Source organism: Desulforhopalus vacuolatus (assembly GCF_016918505.1).
Taxonomy (GTDB): Bacteria; Desulfobacterota; Desulfobulbia; order Desulfobulbales; family Desulfocapsaceae; genus Desulforhopalus; species Desulforhopalus vacuolatus.
Genome location: NZ_JAFFPZ010000010.1, coordinates 95,567 through 117,445 on the forward strand (window position 1 = coordinate 95,567; position 21,879 = coordinate 117,445).

The 21,879-nt window shown below is 49.4% G+C and carries 13 protein-coding genes; 3 read left to right on the forward strand and 10 right to left on the reverse strand.

Features of this window, described 5'->3' with window-relative positions; translation table 11 throughout:
• Positions 1-93 precede the first annotated feature (93 nt).
• Together JWG39_RS08495 and JWG39_RS08500 are read left to right on the forward strand one after the other, a co-directional pair.
• Positions 94-1,776, forward strand: a complete 1,683-nt coding sequence (locus tag JWG39_RS08495; protein ID WP_205218962.1) for a DUF6909 family protein — start codon at positions 94-96, stop codon at positions 1,774-1,776.
• 3 nt (positions 1,777-1,779) lie between these two features.
• Positions 1,780-3,630 carry a two-component system sensor histidine kinase NtrB gene (locus JWG39_RS08500; RefSeq protein ID WP_205218963.1) on the forward strand — a complete coding sequence of 617 codons (1,851 nt, stop codon included), beginning with the start codon at positions 1,780-1,782 and terminating at the stop codon, positions 3,628-3,630.
• 67 nt (positions 3,631-3,697) lie between these two features.
• Here JWG39_RS08500 and JWG39_RS08505 read toward each other — a convergent pair whose 3' ends face one another.
• The 4 genes from JWG39_RS08505 to rsmI all read right to left on the reverse strand — a co-directional run bounded on the left by JWG39_RS08505 (position 3,698) and on the right by rsmI (position 8,610).
• Positions 3,698-4,912 carry an O-antigen ligase family protein gene (locus JWG39_RS08505; RefSeq protein WP_205218964.1) on the reverse strand — a complete coding sequence of 405 codons (1,215 nt, stop codon included), beginning with the start codon at positions 4,910-4,912 and terminating at the stop codon, positions 3,698-3,700.
• Between the two features lie 28 nt (positions 4,913-4,940).
• Positions 4,941-6,689, reverse strand: coding sequence for an ABC transporter ATP-binding protein (locus tag JWG39_RS08510; RefSeq protein ID WP_205218965.1), 1,749 nt, complete (start codon positions 6,687-6,689; stop codon positions 4,941-4,943).
• A gap of 29 nt (positions 6,690-6,718) precedes the next feature.
• The gene (locus JWG39_RS08515; RefSeq protein ID WP_205218966.1) at positions 6,719-7,651 is read right to left on the reverse strand and encodes a lysophospholipid acyltransferase family protein; all 933 of its coding nucleotides are present in this window, start codon (positions 7,649-7,651) and stop codon (positions 6,719-6,721) included.
• 107 nt (positions 7,652-7,758) lie between these two features.
• Positions 7,759-8,610 carry a 16S rRNA (cytidine(1402)-2'-O)-methyltransferase gene (gene rsmI / locus JWG39_RS08520; protein ID WP_205218967.1) on the reverse strand — a complete coding sequence of 284 codons (852 nt, stop codon included), beginning with the start codon at positions 8,608-8,610 and terminating at the stop codon, positions 7,759-7,761.
• A 126-nt stretch (positions 8,611-8,736) separates the two neighbouring features.
• Here rsmI and JWG39_RS08525 point away from each other — a divergent pair, with 126 nt between their 5' ends.
• On the forward strand, positions 8,737-9,867 hold the full coding sequence (locus tag JWG39_RS08525) for a 6-phosphofructokinase (protein WP_205218968.1): 1,131 nt from the start codon (positions 8,737-8,739) through the stop codon (positions 9,865-9,867).
• 171 nt (positions 9,868-10,038) lie between these two features.
• On the opposite strand, the gene JWG39_RS08530 is transcribed toward JWG39_RS08525, so the two are convergent.
• The 6 genes from JWG39_RS08530 to JWG39_RS08555 form a co-directional block, all read right to left on the reverse strand.
• A complete protein-coding gene (locus JWG39_RS08530) occupies positions 10,039-10,821 on the reverse strand; it encodes an alpha/beta fold hydrolase (protein WP_205218969.1) in 783 nt (260 codons plus the stop codon).
• Positions 10,822-11,062: 241 nt separating this feature from the next.
• Positions 11,063-13,117, reverse strand: a complete 2,055-nt coding sequence (locus JWG39_RS08535) for a site-2 protease family protein (RefSeq protein WP_205218970.1) — start codon at positions 13,115-13,117, stop codon at positions 11,063-11,065.
• 53 nt (positions 13,118-13,170) lie between these two features.
• Positions 13,171-14,505, reverse strand: a complete 1,335-nt coding sequence (locus JWG39_RS08540) for an efflux RND transporter periplasmic adaptor subunit (RefSeq protein WP_205218971.1) — start codon at positions 14,503-14,505, stop codon at positions 13,171-13,173.
• Positions 14,505-15,272, reverse strand: a complete 768-nt coding sequence (locus tag JWG39_RS08545; protein ID WP_205218972.1) for an efflux RND transporter periplasmic adaptor subunit — start codon at positions 15,270-15,272, stop codon at positions 14,505-14,507. Before JWG39_RS08545 ends, JWG39_RS08540 begins: the two co-directional genes overlap by 1 nt.
• A gap of 5 nt (positions 15,273-15,277) precedes the next feature.
• On the reverse strand, positions 15,278-16,849 hold the full coding sequence (locus JWG39_RS08550; protein WP_205218973.1) for a TolC family protein: 1,572 nt from the start codon (positions 16,847-16,849) through the stop codon (positions 15,278-15,280).
• 61 nt (positions 16,850-16,910) lie between these two features.
• Positions 16,911-21,863, reverse strand: a complete 4,953-nt coding sequence (locus JWG39_RS08555; RefSeq protein ID WP_205218974.1) for a VCBS domain-containing protein — start codon at positions 21,861-21,863, stop codon at positions 16,911-16,913.
• Positions 21,864-21,879: the final 16 nt, after the last annotated feature.

Sequence of the window (21,879 nt, forward strand, 5' to 3'; positions counted from 1 at the left end):
AGTCCAAGTGCGTACCTTCGGGGATAAATTTTTAACTGTAACGAAGACGATGGACGAAAGACCGGTTCTGCAAGCTACCCTGAAGGTGACATCATGATGGAATTTTCCCAGTCGCAAAAAGCACGCCACGCCATCAGCACATTCAAGACCCTTGCTGACTCTCTACCGTTGAAAGGTGTCTATCATCCCTCCGGGAAAACAGGCGGCAGGCTTGCCGATGCACTTATCCAGTTGAGTCCAGAGATATACGGCAGCATGACCAGTGACCGCATCGCTGAGCTGAAAGGGCTGCAGTATGTCATTGACCGTATGCCGCGCGGGATTGAACGGGCGACCCGCATCATCTTCACCGGCCAGGAAGATTTTGAATCCACGACCTTTGAAAAGATTCTGCCGCTGCGCCGTCGTCGTATTTCCTACGCTGTTTCTCCGACGGAGTTCTGCTTTGTCCTGACCACCGGGACCAGCGAGGTGTATGACATCCTTACCCATCTTACCTTTCTCAATATCGAGGCGGAAAAGATTGCCCGTCAGGCCGATAATTTCCCTGATGGAATCTCCGCAGAGTGGCGCGAACTGACGAGAATTGTGAAGGCTGAGGAAGAACCTGAAAAAGAAGCTCTGCAGCAGGCCCTCTGGAATCTTGCCATTATCCTCGGGCGCACCTGGAGGGAGACGCGGGATACGTGGGAATATTTAGACAAAAGCCGTCGGGAACACAGATCAAATAATGGTCTTTTCAACATTATCTATGGGATTGGCAACAGGGTCCTGCAGGAGCACAGGAAAGATCAGGATATGCTCACGGTTTATTTTACTCCCAATCTTGATGAGATGTTGAACCACCAGAAATATGCTGCCATCTGGTCAGACAATCTCAAGCATATTCTCATCGAGAATAATCTGGAAAAACGACCGCTGCATGTTATCAGCTCAAATACACACTCCATCCGTAATCTGCTTTACGGAGCGGGGGCTCTGGGCGAGGTTGGGCTGAAGATCCCGGCAGATGTGTATCAGATGGCAAAAACATTACGCGAAGACGGCGAAATCATTGAAAAGTATGCTGTAAAACATGGTTTTTTCCCCATTCCCGATACCTCTGGCTCGGCCATCACCGTACAGATTATTGACATGTGCAGAGTGGACTTTGATGTGCTTCATCCCTCACTGAATCTCAGTAAGGATCTGGTGGAGAGAGAACAGCCTGTGCTGCTGGTGATTGATTACGCCTTCGGTACCCAGGCCTTTGACCTCATGGATGAACTGCTTCAACCTGTGTCGGAAGAAGAGGAGGCTGTCAAGCTTCTCTTTGCCAGCATCTCCATCATGGGTAAAGCTGGAATCCTGCCGGGAGACAAGGGGGATGTGATGCTGCCTTCCTCTTATGTGCTGGAGGGTGTTGGACACAGTTACATGGTGAAGAATGGTCTCGTCCGCGGGGATTTCCCCGATGATGTGAATGTGTATGAAGGCCCGATGCTTACTGTCCTCGGCACTTCTCTGCAGAATCGTGCGGTTCTTGAACGTTTTCACTCCTCCGACTGGAGTGTTGTTGGCCTTGAGATGGAAGGTGCCCATTATTGTCGTGCCATCAGTGCCTCTATTATCAAGGGACATATCCCGGCAGATATTAAGGTTTGTTACGCCTATTATGCCTCAGATAATCCCATTGTAAGCGGGGAAACTCTCGCTTCCGGACCAATGGGGGAAGAAGGAGTGGTTCCCACCTACCTGATTTCCCGGCTTATTCTTGAAAAAATCCTGAATGACTGAACGATGATCTGGACGCGTACCCCACATCGACGGCGCCGCCTGCTGGAGTACTCACCCTGGATTCTCGGTGTTGCCTGGATGCTGCTTTTCTGTCTGCTGGCCTTCTTTGCCGTGAGTAACTATCAGCGTGAGAAGGCACTCATTAACACGAGCCTTGAGCAGAAAGGATTGACTGCTATTCGCATGGTGAATTACACAGCCCGCGAGGAGATTCGTCGTGCGCTGCGCAGCGACGACTTTTCCGCTGGCAGCTTCAGCTGGAAATCATTGATGACCTCTGCACTGGATCTGGTAACCGGGGAGGAGGGTGTCCTCTCCGCACGTATTGTTGACCTTCGTACCGGGCAGGTCCTGGTTTCCAGTATGGCAGGGTCCCGCAGCGGAGAATTCGGAGGTTTTAACGGGCAACTGAACCGGAAGGAGCGAATGCTGGTTGGACGTGTCCACAATGACAAGTCTGCAATGGAGTTAGAACTGAGCCATGATAACGACGGCCATTTTATGGTTGCCGCGCCGCATCGCATTGCCTTCAGCGGAGGAGGTGGAGAGAATGGACACAACATGGACCAGATGCGGCAGCGTAAGGCCGGAAATCATGCCGATTTTGCCCTCGTCAGGGAACAGCTGCAGCGCATTAAGCTGCGTTCGCCGATGCTTCTTCTCAACCTTGATTACGGGGATTTCAGCGCACCGTTGAAAAGACAGTTTCTGCAGATTATCCTGCAGGTGGCGGTTATTGTCCTCGTCGGGATTGGCGGAGTCCTTTCCTTTCTCACCGTGCAGGGAGTGAAACAGGCGGAGAAGGGTGTTGCTGATTTGCTGGCCTTTATGGAGCGGCTTGTGGTCTTGCTGCCAGTAGGGCTTATTGCTACCGATCGCGATGGACGCATCCGTATTTGTAATCGGGCGGCGACAGATATTCTCGGTAATGGAGAGCAGGAGTTGCTCGGACAGAGGATTGAAGATGCCGGGGATGGCCGCCTGGCCGAGATGATGAAGTCGGCTGAGAAAACTACCGGCAGCCTCAATGGTGAAGTCTCCTATACGGGTGCTGATGGTCACGAGCAGGTGGTCAACTTTCTTTCCCGTACAGTGAATAAGAAGGGTGAAGGAGAGTCTCCGGGGGAGGTAATTGTCCTGCAGGATATGACCGAAGTGAAGCAGCTGGAAAAGGATCTGCATCGTAACGCCAAACTCGCTGCTGTCGGCAAGATGGCCGCCGGTGTTGCCCATGAAATCCGCAATCCGCTGAGCTCTATTAAAGGGCTGGCACTGTTGCTTGGTTCCCGTTTTGATGACGGTTCAGAGGAGGCCGGGCAGGCTGCGACACTCGTTGGCGAAGTAGATCGACTCAACCGTGCCATCGGTGAGCTGCTTGATTTTTCCCGTCCGACAAAACTTGAAAAAAGTACCTTCAACTTGCCAGCTCTGCTACAGCGAACCGTGCAGCTTGTAGAGCAGGATGCAAAAAGCTGTGGCGTGCAGCTGATCCTCTCCATTCCAGCCAAACTGAAAAATCACACCATCACAGCCGATCAGGACAAATTGAGTCAGGTTTTTCTTAACCTGCTGCTCAATGCCCTGCAGGCTTTTGATGAAAAGGAAGGTGATGAGAGACGCATTGAATTGAATCTGGTGATCTCCGGCAACAGCACCATCGTGACGGTACACGACAGCGGCAGCGGGATTGCAGGGAAAGATCTCAATCGGGTGATTGATCCCTACTTCACCACCAAGAGTAATGGCACCGGTCTGGGGCTGGCACTCTCCGCCAAAATCGTTGAAGAACACGGCGGACGTCTTGAGCTGGAAAGTGAGGCTGGCAGGTTTACTGAGGTACGGGTAATCCTTTAGGGAATATCGAACACTGGTAAGACCATTCCTCTTAAATTGTGACCTTACTCAATGCCATTTTCACTTTCTATTTTCCCTCTTGAGGTTTTCTCGCAGCAACCAGCACAGCCGAAAGGACCATCAAAAAATTACTGGGATGAGAGTCGAGAAGAAAAGAGTTGGCAAGACAGGCCCAGGCAAAAGCGACCACAGCACCCTGCAGCAGGTTCTTCTCTTCCTCTGGAAGTTTGCAGGAGAAGGCGAAGAGGGAACAGAGCATCAGGAGAAAAAGTGTTTCCCCGATAATACCAAGCTGTACGAAGATAAGCAGATATTCGTTATGCGGATTGCTGGTACTTTTGGTCCATTTGTTTTTCACCAGCTGTTGTGCCGTGTGAAAGGAGCCCGTACCGTAGCCGAGTATCGGTGACTCTTTGATCAGGGTTACGCTGTTATACCACCAGTCAAATCTCATTCCGAGAGAAGTTCGAGAATCTTCCGGATGATACTTCTGTACCTCCGCTATCGCCTGATTCACCCTTGTAGAAACATGCACAGAATTGCAGTAGATTACCCCGCAAAGGGCTGCCAGCAACACCGCTGCCACTGCGCACTGCTTGATTTGCAGTCTCTGTAAAAGTGTGACTGCCATGAGCACAACCAGTGTCGCCATGCCAGTCCTTCCCGGGGAAATAAAGAGAAGATTTCCTGCCGCGAGCAGGAATACCCCGAGCAGAAGACCGCGCAGCAGCGGTCTTATTTTTCCCTCTGGCCGCAGGGCATACTGCAGTGCCCAGAAGGAAAGCAGTGCCATAAAGAAGCTGTGGGTTATGTGGTGAAGGGTGGAATAACCTGTTTTTGCAGAAGGAATCAATCCGAAATACATCAGGTAAGAAAGAACCATGAGCGTGGCAGCTCCGCAGAGAAAACTGAGCTTGGCGATCTCCACGGCCTTTGTGTTGCCGGACTTCATTTTCGCTGTGAGGAGAAGGGAGATAACCATGGGAAAGAAGGCCAGTTCTCGATATTTTTTGAAAAAATCAAGTCGATCCTCCCAGCTGCCAATGCTGTAGAAGAGGGCGATCGCAAACATGGCCAGCAGAAGAATGGGCGGCCAGAGAATGCGATATTTACGCATGAGCGCCGGAAATTTTTTCACTTCACCGGAAAACAACCAGAAGATGACCATTCCGGTGGTACAGATGCTCTGAAATGAGGTGGCAAGCGGTATAAAGAAACAGCTTGCGTAAAGAAAAAAAAGTCCGGCCTTGAATGAAAAATCGGGAAAAGATGTCCTGCTCATGCGGCGCCTGCCTTACTTATACTTGATATTATTTATACTGAATATTATGCAGCTGCCGATAGACACCATCCATCTCCATCAGAAACTCATGACTCCCCTCTTCCACAATCTGCCCGTTCTGTACGACGATGATGCGGTCGGCATTGCGAATCGTGGAGAGCCTGTGTGCGATGACAAAGGTGGTGCGGTTTTTCATCAGGTTCTCCAGAGCCTTCTGCACCTCCTGCTCTGATTCTGTATCAAGAGCTGAAGTGGCCTCGTCGAGAATGAGAATGGGCGCATTTTTCAACAGCGCGCGGGCGATAGAGAGGCGTTGTTTTTCCCCTCCGGAAAGGCGTGCACCGCCTTCGCCGATAACGGTGTCAAATCCTTTCGGAAGTTCATTGATAAAGCCGAGGGCGTGGGCTGCGTTTGCCGCCGCCTCAATTTCCTCCATGCTCGCATCAAGTCGTGAATAGGCAATATTGTTCCGTACCGTGTCGTTGAAAAGAATCGTCTGCTGGGTGACCATTGAGATCTGATTCCGCAGCGAATCTGTGGTTACATCGCGGATATCGTGGCCATCAATAGTAATGCTCCCGTCTTGAAGGTCAATGAAGCGGGGAATCAGATTGGTCAGCGTGGTTTTCCCCCCGCCAGAGGGTCCGACAATGGCCAGCGCCTGACCAGCAGGAACAGTGAGATTGAGGTCCTTGAGTACCCGTCCGCCTGGTCCGGCATTGCCGTCTTCCTCATAACGAAAGTTGATATCTTTAAAGACGATTTCATGGGTGAAGGGAGGCAGAAGAGCAGCGTGGGGACTGTTCTGAATGTCCGGCTTCATGTCGAGCAGGGAATAGATACGGGTGACTGCGGCCAGTCCCTGCTGCAGGGTGGCGTTCAGGTTTGATATGGCCTTAACCGGCTCGTACGCGGCGATAAGTGCCGTCAGAAAGGCGAAAAATGTCCCTGGCGTGGAGTTGCCGTGGATGACCTGCATCCCGCCGAACCAGATAATCGCAGCAATGGCGATGCCGCCGATGCACTCCATCAGCGGATGCTGAAGACAGCGATAGCGGGCATCCTTCATGGTCAGCTGAAAGAGGCTCTCAACCTGTACGGCAAGCCGGTCGCCCTCATATTTCTCCCGACAGAAGGCCTTGACGATACGGTTGCCGGTGATTGTCTCATGGAGGGTGTTGGAGACCATCGCCGTCTCCTCCTGGGTTTTGGTGCTCAGTTTACGAAAGAGCTTGCCGAAGCGGACAATGGGAAAAATCGCTACCGGCAACACAATAAAGGAGACCATTGCCAGTTTCCAGTCCATATAAAAGACTACGAAAAGCAGGATAAGCACCTGAAATAAATCGCGCACGGCTCCCACCAGTGCCTTGGAGACTGCCTGCTGAAGGAGAGTGACATCTGAAATAATGCGGGAAATCAGCGTGCCAGTGGGCATCACATTAAAGAAATCCAGCGACTGTTTGTGGATATGGTTAAAGAGTTTTATTCGGAAATCACGGATTACCGACTGCCCGACACGTTCAAGCAGCATGGAATAGCTATAGTAAAAAAGACCTTTAGCAAAGAAAACACCGACCACTACGAGGGGCAGGACCTCCAGAAAAAAGGTATTTTTTTCAAGAAAAATCTTATCGAGCAGATCTTTTACCAGCCAGGCCTGGGCACCGGTGAATCCGGCAACGAAAATCATGCAGATGGCTGCTATAATCAGCCGGTTCTGGTAATGCTTGATAACCTCGCGATAGAGGCGTTTAATAAGGTCTTTGTTTGTCATTGTATGGCTGTTGGGGGGAAGAGCACGAATCAGGAAAAAATTTCTTTCAGTGTGCGTTTTATTTCAGGGTAAAAATCTGTTTTTTTGCTCCACAGCCGATGATAGAGACTGAACCACTGTTCCGGATATGTGCGGAAGAAAGGTTCATAATCGCGGATGGCGCGGGAGCATATATCGTTGATATTTTCTTCGTTCAGCTCTTGATATGCGGGGAGTTCCACCTCTTTGAAATCAATATGCATCTGTCCGTCTTTCATATAATAGACGCTGGTCAGCACGGGTGCACCGGTCTTCAGATGAAGCAGTCCGGCACCGCGGGCGCAGGAGAGGGTGTGCTTGAAAAAAGGAATGGGGGTTCCGTTCTTGTTATAATTCTGATCAAGGCTGATGATCAGCAGACGGCCCCGCTGCAGAATATCTTCATAGGCACCCAGTTTTTCGTTGCTGGTGATATATTCGAGATTATCGCCGCTGTGATGGCGCCGTTGATTCAGAAAAAAATTGTTAGACAGAGGGTTGCGCTGCTTCTGATAGATGAGTGTCGTGGGCAGGGTGGAGGCGTTAAACCAGGCGAAATATGCCTCAAACCAGCAGGCGTGGCAGGTTGTGAGGATAACGCCTTTGCCCTGTGCCAGTGCCCGGTCGAGAACGTCCTGCCCGCCGATGACCGTATTGCTGATCATTTTGCGCATGCTCGGCCTGTGGAGAATGAAAACTATGCCGAAGGTACGGCAGATCTGGATATAGGCACGGCGCAGCAGACGCATTCGTTCCCTGCGTGTTCGGTCCGGCAGGGCAATGCTCATATTTTTGAAGGTAATTCGCAGACGAAACGGTGCGACTACCCAGGTCAGCCAGCCGACTGAGGTACAGAAAAGCATAATCAGCTGCACGGGAAAAAGGTTGATGAAAAAGATGACGGAACGAAGTGCGGCGTACTCTACGAAATATTTGGGTCTCATGAACTGCCTCAGGTTGAGCAAGAAAAACGTAAAACACCTTGTTTTACTACAGAATGCCCCTTTGTGAAAGGTGAATTCCGGGGATCCGGGTTTGTTGACCGTGACTTTTACGGGTTTTCTTTCTCTGGACGGTTCTGCCACAGTTCAAGAGCCATCTGATATACCTTCGATTTCGATATACCGAGGTCTCCGGCAAGCTTTTTACTCACATCCTTTACACTGATCTCACTGTTATCGCGGTGCCAGAGCAGCAATTCCTCAAGGCTTTCTCCACTCACTTCCTCCGGTACCGTCGGGCAGATGATGAGGACAAATTCGCCGCGCACACCATCGTGTACCCGCTCCAGCAGGGTGGAGAGTGTCCCGGGAAACAGCTCTTCATGACTTTTGCTCAGCTCCCGCGCAAAGAAGGCGTCTCGTTCGCCGAGTACCTTCAGAGAATCTTCAAGCAGTGCCTCAATTCGTCGCGGAGATTCGTAGAGAACCACTGGGAGGTCATGGTGAACCAGTTTCTGCAGAAACTTCTGCCTCGCACCGCTTTTTGCAGGGGGAAACCCGAGAAAGGTATAGCCCGCCGAGAGAATCCCGGAGGCGGAAAAGGCAGAGGTGACCGCAGAGGCTCCGGGCAGGGGAACGACCGGCAGTCCCGCTTCCTGTACCGCCCGCACGAGGATGGCTCCCGGATCGGAGATAGCGGGAGTCCCCGCGTCGCTGATCAGGGCAAGATCTTTGCCCTCCTGCAGCAGTTTAACGAAACCGATGGCCTTCTCCGCCTCTTTCTCGCGGTAGTAGGAAACGAGCCGGGTGCCAATGCCGAAATGGGTGAGCAGCTTGCGGCTGTGACGGGTGTCTTCGGCGGCGATGAGAGCTACCTCCTTCAAGATACGCAGGGCGCGCAGAGTGATATCTTCGAGGTTGCCGATGGGGGTTGGGACAATGTAGAGAGTTCCGGGTTTCATTGGGTTTGGAGTGTGAGGGGGAGAGAACAGGCTGCGTCGATTCTTCGTTATCTGTTGAACTTTTTGTCGACGCGGGTGATAATTCCGAATGGAAGTTCTATACCATAAATATACTCGGAGGAGAATATGAGTCTTCACATCGGAATACTGACCGCCGGAGGCGACAGCCCTGGTCTCAACGCAGCCATTCGCGCCATCGGCAAGACTGCCCTGTCCCGTAATATGCGCATCCTTGGCTTTCGCGATGGTTTCCGCGGCCTGATGGAGAACCGCACCATGCGTCTCGACCGGGAGGCTCTCTCCTCCATTTTGACCAGAGGTGGCACGATCCTTGGTACCAGCCGAGACAAGCCGCACAAGATGCCGGTGGGCAACGAGATGATGGATATGACTGATGCCATCTGTGACAATTACGAGCGCAACAACCTTGATGTGCTGGTCTGTATCGGCGGCGGCGGTACGCAGAAGAATGCCTTCCGGCTGCATCAGAAGGGGCTTAATATCATTACCCTGCCGAAAACTATCGATAATGATGTCGCCATGACCGATATAACCTTCGGCTTTGATACTGCCATGGGAATTGCCACCGATGCCCTGGACCGGCTCCACTCTACGGCGCACAGTCATCATCGTATCATTGTCTGTGAAATAATGGGACACAACTCGGGCTGGCTGGCTCTCGGTTCCGGTATTGCCGGCGGAGCGGATGTCATTCTTATTCCTGAAATAGCCTACGACCCGGCGGTGGTTGCCGCTGCGATAAAACATCGGCAGCAGTGCGGCACCAATTTCAGTATTGTTGCCGTGGCAGAGGGGGCTCTCGACAAAGGACAATATAAAGAATATTGGAGGCTGAAAAACAAGAAGGCGGCTGCCAAAGCGAAGGGAGACAAGTCGACGGCGAAGAAGATGAATGAAGCCCTTGCCTCGTTTGGCCATAAAAACAGCAACAATACGCTGCGTCTCTCTCAGGAGCTTGAAGAGATGACCGGGCTTGAGTCCCGCGTGACCATCCTCGGTCACTATCAGCGCGGTGGGACACCCTCTGCGGCAGACCGTCTGCTCGCCACAAGGGTTGGCGCTGCCTGTGTGGACTATATTGAAAAAGGGAAGACAGGCATCATGGTGGCGGTAGACGGGGGAAATACAAAAGCTGTACCGCTGAAAGATGTCGTCGGCAAGAAAAAACTGGTGCCGATGGATCACCCCTGGGTTGCCGCTGCGCGTGATGTTGGAACCTGTCTCGGAGATAAATAATATAAAGGCAGTAAGGCATTTTTTTACCGCGAAGAACGCGAAGGAATACGAATAAAGGTAAAAAACTTAAAAAAAAGATTTTAAAATTAAACAGAGAATAGAATAGCTGTTGTTCTATCTTTACTCTTTGCGTTCTCCGGTCAGTAAAAAATGTGATATCGGCTGATACGTTTATTCCGTGAGAAAACGGAACACTGTTTCCTGCACCATCACAGGCTGGTCTCTATGCAGCCAGTGACCGGCCTGTGGTATTACCTTTACTTTGTTATCTGGGAAAAATCTCTGGATCTGCTTCCTGACACCTGGTTGCAGATAGCCGGACTCGCCGCCAAAAAGGAAGAGCGCGGGAACAGAACAGGGTGCCTGCGGTGCACATTCCTCAAGCCCGCCGCGAATTGCTGTTATATATTTTCGAAACACCGGCAAATTGCAGCGCCAGTAGAATTTTCCCCTCTCTTTTTCGAGATTCTTCGCGAAAAAGCTGACCAGCTTTCTGTCTTTGAGTCTCTTCCTCATCTCTTCCATGATCGCACCTCGTGAGGTTAATTGTTCAAGATCCAACTCCATCATGACGCTGATACTTTTCTCCAGGACAGTGGAATATTCAGAGTTGTAATCCATCGGTGCCATATCAAGAGAGACAAGGCGGGTGACAAGATGAGGAAAGAAGAGGGCGAAACGCATCGCGACTTTTCCGCCCATAGAATGGCCTGCGATGGCAGTTTTGGTGAGTTTTTCGTCGACAACGAGTTGATGCAGGTCCTCTGCCATGGCCGCGTGGCTCTGATCATCAGCGTGGGGTGAAAGTCCATGGTTGCGCAGATCGGGGAGATAGACAGTGAAATACGGAGCAAGAGACTTCGCAAGGGGCAATAGATTTTCCCCGTTGCCGAAGAGACCGTGGATGAGGATAAGGGGCGGGCCGGTACCTGTTTTATTATAGTGGAGTTTCATTTTTCTGGTGGAGATTTATTGAAAATCCTTTATTTGATTAATTGCTGATAACTGCAGGCTGAATTGATCACATAACAAGTGTAACACGTTTGCTATACAACAGCAGGTTTGTTTCCAGGGTTTCTCCCTTTTACCTGTTTTTCTTAACCCAATCAGGGTCCATTGAGTGACAGTTTTATCTACTTTGAAATTATCCTGGTAGTGTAACGACCTTTCTGTAAATTCCTGCCACATCATTATTTTAAAATCCAATCTCGCGTATGGCTAACGCATAATATTTTTTAATTATTTCAACGAACTTACTCCGTTTCTCCGCCTCAATATGGACCACGCCTCGTAATTTAATAATTGGACTTTCATTGGGAAAACAATTGCCCATACGAATACGAAAAATTGGTGAGTCAGGGGTCGCGACGCCTTGCTCGTTATTATGGGCGGTTATAGAGCCGCCGTATGTGGAGGCGAGAAAAGGTTCATCTATTATTGCAATATTAACACGATCAATTTCTGTTACCGTACATTCATATACACCAAACTCCAAAGCATCGGGAATAAAACGTGCTGCTGCTCCCACTCTGATTCTGTCGAGTTCTTGTTCCTTAACGTATCCGTCCACTCGGTTCATGCTTGTGTCTGCAACGATATAGAGAGGTTCTTTTTTTGATAACCATAGACCTGTTGTCAGTTCGTCGTTGCGTGAGACCACAATACCGTCAAAAGGGGCACGCACTGTGAGTTGGTCCAAAACCTTATTTAAGCCGGCCAGTTCAGCAATATCAGCTTCAAGACGCCGCTGCGGAACGTTGCCCAGGTTAAGCAAATTTTGATCAAAGGTCTGTTGGTCTACCTGCCAGCGTGAAATTTCAGAGGAGGTACTGACCTGAAGGATTTGTTGTTCCATTTCGGGAGACGAGAGTTGTAAGAGTTTTTCTCCCCCCCGGACTTTTTGCATATCTTGAGCAAATTCGGTGGTGATGATTGAAGCAAAGGGGGCTGATATTTGTTGTTCTCGAAATGCTGAAAGGGTCGCAGGTGCACTGAAACTTTTTTCCCATGGAATAACGAGAAGGTAGGCGATACCAACTACTATCAGCAGGCTTCTCACTGTGTTTATATTAATTCGCATTTTGTCTCGTAACCCCCACCAGGCAAATATTTCTTTAAACATAGGCAGAATAATAAAAACCCCTATCTCCACGACAAAGAGAAAGATACCGAGTGCTTTAAAAAAATAATGATACACTACTATGGCAATAGCCAGAAAAACAATGAATCGATATATCCAGGTCATTAGCGCAAACAGTACGAGAAACACTTTGCGTCGTGTAGAGGTGGGTTCTGGTGCGGAATTGCCAAATCCGAAGAGCCATTCCCGTAACCACCATCGACCAAATGCGCTGGAACGATGATGCAGATTGGGGATTTGTACAAGGTCACAAAGTATAAAATACCCATCAAAGCGCATAAAAGGACTGATATTGAGAGCAATGGTCATGATCCATGTAGATGTTGCGAGGATAAAAGCAACACTGCGCATCGGTCCTTCATCAAGTAAAATCCACGTCCAGAGAGCAGCCAGGGCAAGAAGCATTTCAGCTGCAATCCCTGCAACGCTGATGGCGAGCCGTTTGGTGTGAGAGGTTAACTTCCAGGCTTCATTTGTGTCGGTGTAAAGCATGGGCAGGAGAACTACAAAGGCGAATCCGATGGTGGGTATACGGCAACCATAACGATGTGCTGTGAATGCATGGCCGAATTCATGAATGATTTTGGCAATAGGGATTGCACAACTGACGATTATAATTCCTTCTATACTGCGATATGCCGTAAAAGAATGGGAAAAAATATCCCACTGTCGGGAGATCAGGTACATGGCAATTGCAGCCACGACCATCGTTAAGAAAAAGAAGGTTTTGGTGTAGAGAAGAGCGACAATTGGTGCCGTTTTTTTGAGAAATTGTGCAGGTCGTATTATTGGGATACGTATAAAAAGATAGTTCTTTAAAAGCCAGGCTGCCCAGGTTGGTCGCTGGGCAGCCTGGGCTGCTGCAAGTCGTTTATTGCCTTCCGGAGTGGAGGTGTAGAGTAAAAAATTGTGCTCAAGAAAAGAGATCATCCCCAGGACATCTTGTTCGCAGATTTCCAGGGTTGTTTCTTGATTGACGCTCACGACAATATTTTGCACAGTGCCCAAATTCCAACGTGAAAGAATCTCAAAGGCGGGCCATTCAATGAGGTAGAATTTATTGGACGGAGGATCGTGAAGAGTCCATGCAGGGGTGCCATTTTTGTCCATTGGTGCCGGAGAGAGGCTGAGTTCCTCGCGCAGTTCTGGAAGTTGAGGTATATCTACCATCCAAGTCGTTGCCGAAGAGCCGTCAGAGGACGACGAAAGAGATAATAGCCAAGAGAGACCTGTTTACCGTAGATACGTGCGGTTCCTGTCATTCCTATGCGGGGGAGTTGTGAGGTATTGGTGAAATCGGCTTTCAGGCGGTACGCGGTAATTCCCAGGGCAGTTACTTCCGGGGTGTAGGATACATAGCGCAAAGTACCGTCAAGCGGGGTTTGGGGTGATGAAGAAAGATAGAGTTTGACAGTGTTTTTGAGGACGAAACCGATTGCATCGGCGACCGGGAGCTGGATTAATATTTCAACCTGCTCAGGGTCCGCAATGGTCAACACACGTTCTCCCACCGAAACATTCTTACCAATCCAGTCACTCTCTTCGGCAAAAACGACGATTCCAGAACGAGGTGCACGTACCTCTGTTTTTCCCAGCAACTCAAGAGAATAATCCAGCTCCATGGCTTTTTCTTCCATCTTTCCTCGGCGAGTGGCAATACCGGCTCTAAACGTATCGTCCACCAGGGCTATTGTGGAAATCTGCCGATATTCTTCACTGGCAATCTGATAGGCTTTAGCTGCCATATCATGTTGCGCCGCTAACCCTATACGGTCAAACTCAAAGAGGAGTTGTCCTTCTTCGACATTCTGGTTTGGTTTGACATGGAATTTATCTATAACTGTATCAAGAGGTGATCGAACAACAAATGGATCTTTCGGTACAACTTCAGCGGGTGCCTGAACAGACATGCGCACGGGATAAAAAAGAGCCGCCAGGAGTGCAATGGCGAACAGCACTTTGACGCTGGTTGAGAGAACATGCTTTTTCATCCTCATCCATAAGCTGTTCTGTCTGTAATGCAGGGCGAATCCATGGGCATAGATTGACGAAAGCTCACTGATTAAAGCCTGTTCATTTTCTTGCCACGGTTCTTCTCTAAAAAATATTAATATACCAAGTGGTTCATTATTCTGTGTTTTAAGTGGGATAACAGCAGCGTGCAAAGGAACCCATTCAATCCACGCACGTGAGAGTTGCTCAGGAAGGTCTTCCGGAGTTTTAAAGCTGTTACTGTTAAGATTTTGCCATTTTTTACAGCATTGGTTCAACCATTGTAGAAACGGTGAGGTTCGGTCAGGATCAGGAACCCCGGAAACGTTGACAATACCCTTGCCGCGAATCCAAAGGGCAGACTGGCGGTAGACAAGGAGCTGCTTACTCTCATTGACAGCGATAAATCCGATCTCCTCGGGGGACCCTGCCTCTCTTACACGTCGAGATAATTGAACAAGAATATTGAGACCAGCTATCTGAGCGGCTTCTGCGGTTTGAGTCATTAATTCATCCTGTTAAAACTGGCCCATCCACTCATTCCGGGGAGTAATTCCTCATGATCCCCTTCAATCTTCCCTGTTATCGGCAGAGACTGACTTACAGGATCTATACGGGCACCCAGTCTGACGACCTGTGCCTGATAGGTCTTGCCAAGTTCTTCAATCTGGATGGAAAATGTACTGTCTTGATGGAGCCAGGAGAGCCAGCTTGATGGCGCAATCAGTTTAATTTCCAAGCGACTTGTATCGACAATATCCATCAGTGGTGTACCGGGGGTTACATACTGGTGTGCATTTACATACAGTTGCGCTATTTTACCTGTGTAGGGTGCTAAAAGAGAACATTTTGAAACTTGTACCTGCATAGCTTCCAGTTCTGCCTTAGTTTCTTTGCTCTTGGCTACAGCCTGAGCAATCTCAAGACTGCTGATTGAGTGTAGCTTTTCTAGTTTTTTACTGACCTTTAAACCTTGTTGTGCAACCTCTGCTGTGGCTTTTGCCTTGTTCAGTTGAGCATTGAGCAGTGCACAATCGAATTTAACAAGTACCTGGTTTTTATCGAAACTTTCGCCATCACGAAGGGTTAACATGGCGATATTGGCGGCAACTTCTGACGAAAGCGTTGTCTGCTGATATGAGGTGAGTTGAGCCCGGATACGATTGTCGGTGACATGTTCCTGTGCTCTGGCCAGGACGATGTTTGCATATATGAGTGCGAAAAAAATGCTGTAAGCGCATATTTTTTTTCGCAGGAAGAAATGAGAGACCATAATCCTTATTCCTTTGTCACCGATTGTGTTGACTGTTCCCCGTTGGCCTGTGTTTTTTCCAGAGAATCTTTGATGACAAGGGGTTCCATGACAAAGGGTTCCGCATTGAAGGAAGTGTAGAGTCTGGCACCAATGGCTTCGGATAAGGTTTTTATATCATGGTTGGGTAAGGTTTCGGGTAGTGGGTCATAACCTAAGGTCACCCTGATCTTTTCATAGGCATTTTGCAGGGATGCGTAACTTTGAGATTTCTGGTATGTCGTCATAAGACAGTCTGATGCTGATCTTATTTCATTGAGATGATTTTGGGAGCCACTTTGTGCCTGGTTTTTAATTTGTTCATATATCCTGGTATTTATGTCTTGAAGTTGTTTAGAGAGTTCATATTGTCGTTTCCTGCTAAAAAAATCACTGTAGGACAGATGAACCTGAGTAATGATAGCAGCACTGAGGACAAGTCGTTGGTATTTGGTAATCTCTGTTTGGGTTTTTGTAACGGAATACCTTGCGGGGCCACTGAGTAAAGTCATGAGATTCCATGTCATTCGAACCCCGCCTTCTACCCAGCTGTTGTTGACAAGAAAACTATTACTGTCGTAATGGCTACCGACGTTGAATTCAATTCCTGGCAGCATCCTGGCAAGGGTTTTACGCGTTTCATTAATGCTGATACGTTCGTTGTAATCCGCCTCGATAAGTTCTGGTCGCATGGTAAGAGCTCTGATTTCCATGGTGTCAAGGGAAAGATTCATTTCAGGAATAATCTGTGATGTCGGTTCGGCAATAACGTATGGTTGTCCAGGAGGTAAATTCATCAAGGTTGCCAGTCTCGGTTTGGCCTGAGCAAGTTGGTCCCGGAATTCTTCCAGCTGCCTCATTGTTTCCAGTAACGATTTTCTGTAGTTCAATGTTGCAAGGGGAGGGCGAAGATTTCCTTGTTCGATACGGTCAATGTCTGCAAGGGCATTTTCAACATCCTTTAATAGTGGTTCAAAACGTCCTTCCAGTTGCTGGGCCCCCAGTGCAAGCCAGTATGCCTGCCGAGTCTGTTGAATGATAATGTGAACGACCTTACGTTGGCGCTCTTTCATGATATGAGCCCTGTCCGCCTGTTGTTTGGCCTGAAAATAACTCACACCAAAGTCAAGAATATTCCAGCTCAACGTTAGATCACTGTTATGGCGCTCCTGGTCCTGTGATGTCGATGGGACGAGAGATTGTTCACCGGTTATGACATTGGCGCTTGATGAGCCATTAACATTGTCTCGATTGTCATACCCCGCATTGGCAACGAGTCGCGGCAGCATATCATAGGTGATGAGCTCGCTTTGTCTGAGGGCAAGAGCACTTTCCATGAGTTTAACACGGTTTTCCAGATTGTACTTGATGGCCCGAGCCATAGCCTCTTTAAGGGTTATAGGAGCATTGACCAGCTCCTGGTTTTTGTACATCGCTTCACGATCAAGTGCTATTCTGTTGATGATATCGGTCTTCGACATTTCAGGGGTTGTGACCGCACAACCTGTGAATAGACCGCACATAGCCAGAATCGCTGTCGCTGTTTGTAATGGTCTCAAAATTACTCTCCATGCCTTTTGAATTTGAACAAAATCATCGTCTTAATGCTAACGTATCTTATTACATCTTACGACAATATGATGCCAGTTGTTCAGAGAGAGAAGGTCTTCCCTTCATCATGAATATGGCATCGTTTGGAATGACAGGTGTGTATTGTACGCTTTCTTCTGTGTCTTTAATATGAAGTATAAAGTGTGTTTCAGCCTCATTCCCATTTTCATCCCGGGCCATTATTTTGATATCAACTGTTTTATCGGCATCAGCTGGTGCATTTACCTCAAAACGTCCGTTGGCTGAATCAAAGGTTATCCATCCTGGTAGAGGACTGTCGTCACTCAGCGTTGCCTCAATTGTTATTTCAGCATTATCATCGCTATGTCTGAAAAGTTCTGCAGGAAGATCAAACACTGCAGGCTCATCAATAAGTACTTCACGCGAGTCTACCGAACCTGCCAGGTAAAGGCCATATCTTCCCAACGACATTCCTGTGCTGTCATCATCCAGCGGTGAAGATGTATCTTCACTTGGTGAATTAAATATATGGAGTGTCAATTGAGTAAAGGCGGCATTGCCTTTTTGGTCATGGGCGGAAATCTGTACGTCCATGATTCCTTCAGCACCTTGAGGGGGAATGCCCCATAAATGTCCTGTGGTTGCATCAAAAGATAACCAATAGGGCAGGGAGCCACCGTTGACGAGACCTGCTTCCAGTCTTATCTGGACGTTCGGATCCGTATGCTTAAACATTCCCTCAGGAAGATAGAAAGATCCAGATTCGTTTACTTTTCCAATCTGCAGGGAAGGTTCGGTAAATAAAGAGAAGGTTTCATTATTATATGTGTACCAGCTTATATTATAATATTCTGTTGTTGTTGTTGTTGTTGTTGTTGCTGTTGATGTTGATGTTGATGATGTTGCTACTGTTGGTGGTGTTGATGGTGTCGTAACAAGAGATGGTGTTGTAACAAGAGATGGTACAACATCGTTTACGTCACTTAAATTTATGGTGAGGGTCTTTGTTGTACTGTCTAGACCGTCATTAGCTGTGATGTCAACGCTATAGGAATGTGCGTCAGCCTCGTAATCTGGTGCCGTAATAAATTCTAAATTCCCGTTCACGATCTGGAATAGTGCCGCATCTGTACCTCCGCTGAGAGTAAATGTTGCCGGGGTACCATCCGCATCGACATCAGTGCTCGTAAGTGAGGTGACCAGAGTTGTGTTTTCAGCAACAGTATGTTGAGCCTCGGTGGTGATTACCGGGGCGTCATTGGTGCCTGTAATGTTCACCGTAATGGTGCTGGTTGTGCCGTCGGCACTCGTTATTGTGATGGAATCGGTGTAAATGCTACCGGCAATAAACTCGTTATGAGCGTGGTCTGCAGTGTATGTCCACACACCGTCGCTATCAACAGTGAATTTACCGTAACCGTTGCTGCCAGGGAGATTGGTGAGTGGTGTGAATGTGGTGTCACTATCAACATCAGTGATGGCTATTGTTCCACCGGTTGTGAGAACGGCATCTGCCTCGGTTAGGTTTTCTACTGCAGGGGTGATTATTGCAGCATCGTTGGTGCCCAGAATGTTAACAGTGATGATAGTGGTTGTACCGTCAGCGCTCCTAACAGTTACGGCATCAGTGTAGTTAGTGCCATCGATAAACTCATCGCGAGCTGTGTCAGTAGTGTAGGTCCATACACCGTCGCTACCAACAGTGAATGTGCCGTGTCCGTTACTGCCAGCCACGTCGGTAAGAGCGATGAAGGTAGTCGCACTGTCGACATCAGTTATACCCAAAGTTCCGCCTGTTGTCAGAACCGCATCGGTTTCAATCAAGTTCGCCACTGGCGAAGTGATCACTGCGGCATCGTTCGTACCGTTGATCGTGATCTGAACCTGCACCGTATCGGTATCACCCTGATCATCAGTCACCGTAACAGGAACCGTTAAGATCACGGAATCGCCCACGTTCAAGTGATCGTACGTCGCATCGGTTGGATCGAAACTATAGGTTCCCTCTGGATTGAGCGTGAAACCTGCCGGAGCAGTTGAGCCTGGAGTGACCGTGAAGGTCGTCGTCGAGCCATCATCTACATCTGTTGAAGTGAGCGCACCATTAATCAATGCCGCCCCTTCATCAACGATGGTCGTAACATCCGCACCAGCTACCGGGGCATCGTTTGTGCCCGTGACTGTAATCTGAATCTGAACTGTCTCGGTTGCACCCTGGTCATCCGTCACGGTGACGGGGATTGTCAGGATCACGGAATTACCCACGTTCAGGTGTTCGTACGCGGCATCGGTCGGATCGAAACTATATGATCCATCTGCGTGCAGCGTAAACCCGTCGATCGTGGCAGTAGTCGTATAAGCGGCCGTTGCACCATCATCTACATCACTTGAGGTCAGGTTTCCGGACACCATTCCGGCACCTTCATCGACGGTCGTAGTGACATCCGCACCCGCTACAGGAACATCATTGGTACCGTTGACCGTAATCTGGATCTGCACCGTATCGATTCCACCCTGGTCATCCGTCACGGTAACGGGGATCGTCAGGATTGTGGAATCACCCACGTTCAAATGGTCATACGCCGCATTGTTTGGATCGAAACTATAGGTTCCCTCTGGATTGAGCGTGAAACCTGCTGGAACGGTTGCTCCTGGAGTGACCGTGAAGGTCGTCGTCGAGCCATCATCTACATCTGTTGAAGTGAGCGCACCATTAATCAATGCCGCCCCTTCATCAACGATGGTCGTAACATCCGCACCAGCTACTGGCGCATCGTTTGTGCCATTGACTGTAATCTGGATCTGAACGGTATCGGTTCCGCCATTATCATCGGTCACGGTAACAGGGATTGTTAAGATCTCGGAATTACCCACATTCAAATGGTCGTACGTCGCATCGGTTGGATCGAAGCTGTATGAGCCATCTGGATGCAATGTGAAGCCTGCCGGAGCAGTTGAGCCTGGAGTGACCGTAAAGGCAGCCGTCGAACCATCATCTACATCACTTGAGGCCAGGTTTCCGGACACCATTCCGGCACCTTCATCGACGGTCGTAGATACATCCACACCTGCTACCGGCGCATCGTTGGTACCGTTGACCGTAATCTGAATCTGCATCGCATCCGTACCACCGTTCTCATCCGTCACGGTGACCGGAACTGTCAGCACGACCGTATCACCAACATTGAGATGGTCGTAGGCCACATCGGTCGGATCGAAACTATAGGTTCCATCCATGTTCAGCATAAAACCGGATGGAGCAATAGATCCTGCTGTAATACTGAAGGTCGCTGTCTCCGGATGGTCAACATCCGTAGCAGTGAGCACACCGTCAATTGTCGCGGCGCCTTCATCAACGGACCTGGTTACATCTGCGCCTGCTACCGGAGCGTTGTTCGTACCGTCGACCGTAATCTGGATCTGAACCGTATCGGTTCCGCCATTATCATCGGTCACGGTAACAGGGATCGTTAAGATCTCGGAATCACCGACATTCAAATATCCGTACGTCGCATCGGTTGGATCGAAGCTGTATGAGCCATCTGGATGCAATGTGAAGCCTGCCGGAGCAGTTGAGCCTGGAGTGACCGTGAAGGTCGCCGTCGAGCCATCATCTACATCGGTGGAAGTGAGCGTACCACTGATCCCAGCGGCCCCTTCATCGACGGTAGCCGTTACATCCGCAACAGCCACCGGTGCATCATTGGTCCCATTGACTGTAATCTGGATCTGGACTGTATCGGTTGCACCATTATCATCGGTTACGGTGACGGGGATTGTCAGGATCGTGGAATCACCCACGTTCAGATGGTCATACGCCGCATCGGTCGGATCGAAACTATATGATCCATCTGCGTGCAGCGTAAACCCGTCGATCGTGGCAGTCGTCGTATAAGCGGCCGTTGCACCATCATCCAAATCGGTGGAAGTGAGCGTGCCATTAATGGCAGCATCCCCTTCGGCAACCGTCGTGGTAACGTTCGCGCCAGCAATCGGCGCATCATTGGTACCGTTGACCGTAATCTGAATCTGCACCGTATCGGTACCACCCTGATCATCAGTCACCGTAACAGGGACTGTTAAAATCACGGAATCGCCAACGTTCAAGTAATCGTACGTCGCATCGGTTGGATCAAAACTGTAGGAACCATCTGCGTGCAGCGTAAAACCTGCCGGAGCAGTTGATCCTGGAGTGACCGTGAAGGTCGTCGTCGAGCCATCATCTACATCGGTGGAAGTAAGCGTACCACTGATCCCAGCGGCCCCTTCATCGATGGTAGCCGTTACATCCGCACCAGCTACCGGGGCATCGTTTGTGCCGTTAACTGTAATCTGGATCTGGACTGTATCGGTTGCACCATTATCATCGGTCACGGTGACGGGGATTGTCAGGATCGTGGAATCACCCACGTTCAGATGGTCATACGCCGCATCGGTCGGATCGAAACTATATGAACCATCTGCGTGCAGCGTGAACCCGTCGATCGTGGCAGTCGTCGTATAAGCGGCCGTTGCACCATCATCGACATCACTTGAAGTCAGGTTGCCAGAAATCATTCCGGCACCTTCATCAACGGAAGTAGTGACATCAGCACCAGCCACCGGCGCATCATTGGTACCGTTAACCGTAATCTGGATCTGCACCGTATCAATTCCGCCCTGATCATCCGTCACGGTAACGGGGATCGTCAAGATCTCGGAATCACCCACGTTCAAATGGTCATACGCCGCATTGTTTGGATCGAAACTATAGGTTCCGTCTGGATTGAGCGTGAAACCTGCCGGAACGGTTGAGCCTGAAGTGACAGCAAACGTTGCCGTTGCCCCATCATCGGAATCCGTTGAAGTGAGCGCACCATTAATCAATGCCGCCCCTTCATCAACGATGGCCGTAACATCAGCACCAGCTACTGGCGCATCGTTTGTGCCATTGACTGTAATCTGGATCTGAACGGTATCGGTTCCGCCATTATCATCGGTCACGGTAACAGGGATTGTCAAGATCTCGGAATCACCC

Bases quoted from the DNA above. Each gene is read 5' to 3' on its own strand.
- JWG39_RS08495 (WP_205218962.1), top strand. From the start codon at position 94: ATGATGGAATTTTCCCAGTCGCAAAAAGCACGCCACGCCATCAGCACA.
- JWG39_RS08500 (WP_205218963.1), top strand. From the start codon at position 1,780: ATGATCTGGACGCGTACCCCACATCGACGGCGCCGCCTGCTGGAGTAC.
- JWG39_RS08505 (WP_205218964.1), bottom strand. From the start codon at position 4,912: ATGAGCAGGACATCTTTTCCCGATTTTTCATTCAAGGCCGGACTTTTT.
- JWG39_RS08510 (WP_205218965.1), bottom strand. From the start codon at position 6,689: ATGACAAACAAAGACCTTATTAAACGCCTCTATCGCGAGGTTATCAAG.
- JWG39_RS08515 (WP_205218966.1), bottom strand. From the start codon at position 7,651: ATGAGACCCAAATATTTCGTAGAGTACGCCGCACTTCGTTCCGTCATC.
- rsmI (WP_205218967.1), bottom strand. From the start codon at position 8,610: ATGAAACCCGGAACTCTCTACATTGTCCCAACCCCCATCGGCAACCTC.
- JWG39_RS08525 (WP_205218968.1), top strand. From the start codon at position 8,737: ATGAGTCTTCACATCGGAATACTGACCGCCGGAGGCGACAGCCCTGGT.
- JWG39_RS08530 (WP_205218969.1), bottom strand. From the start codon at position 10,821: ATGAAACTCCACTATAATAAAACAGGTACCGGCCCGCCCCTTATCCTC.
- JWG39_RS08535 (WP_205218970.1), bottom strand. From the start codon at position 13,117: ATGGACAAAAATGGCACCCCTGCATGGACTCTTCACGATCCTCCGTCC.
- JWG39_RS08540 (WP_205218971.1), bottom strand. From the start codon at position 14,505: ATGACTCAAACCGCAGAAGCCGCTCAGATAGCTGGTCTCAATATTCTT.
- JWG39_RS08545 (WP_205218972.1), bottom strand. From the start codon at position 15,272: ATGGTCTCTCATTTCTTCCTGCGAAAAAAAATATGCGCTTACAGCATT.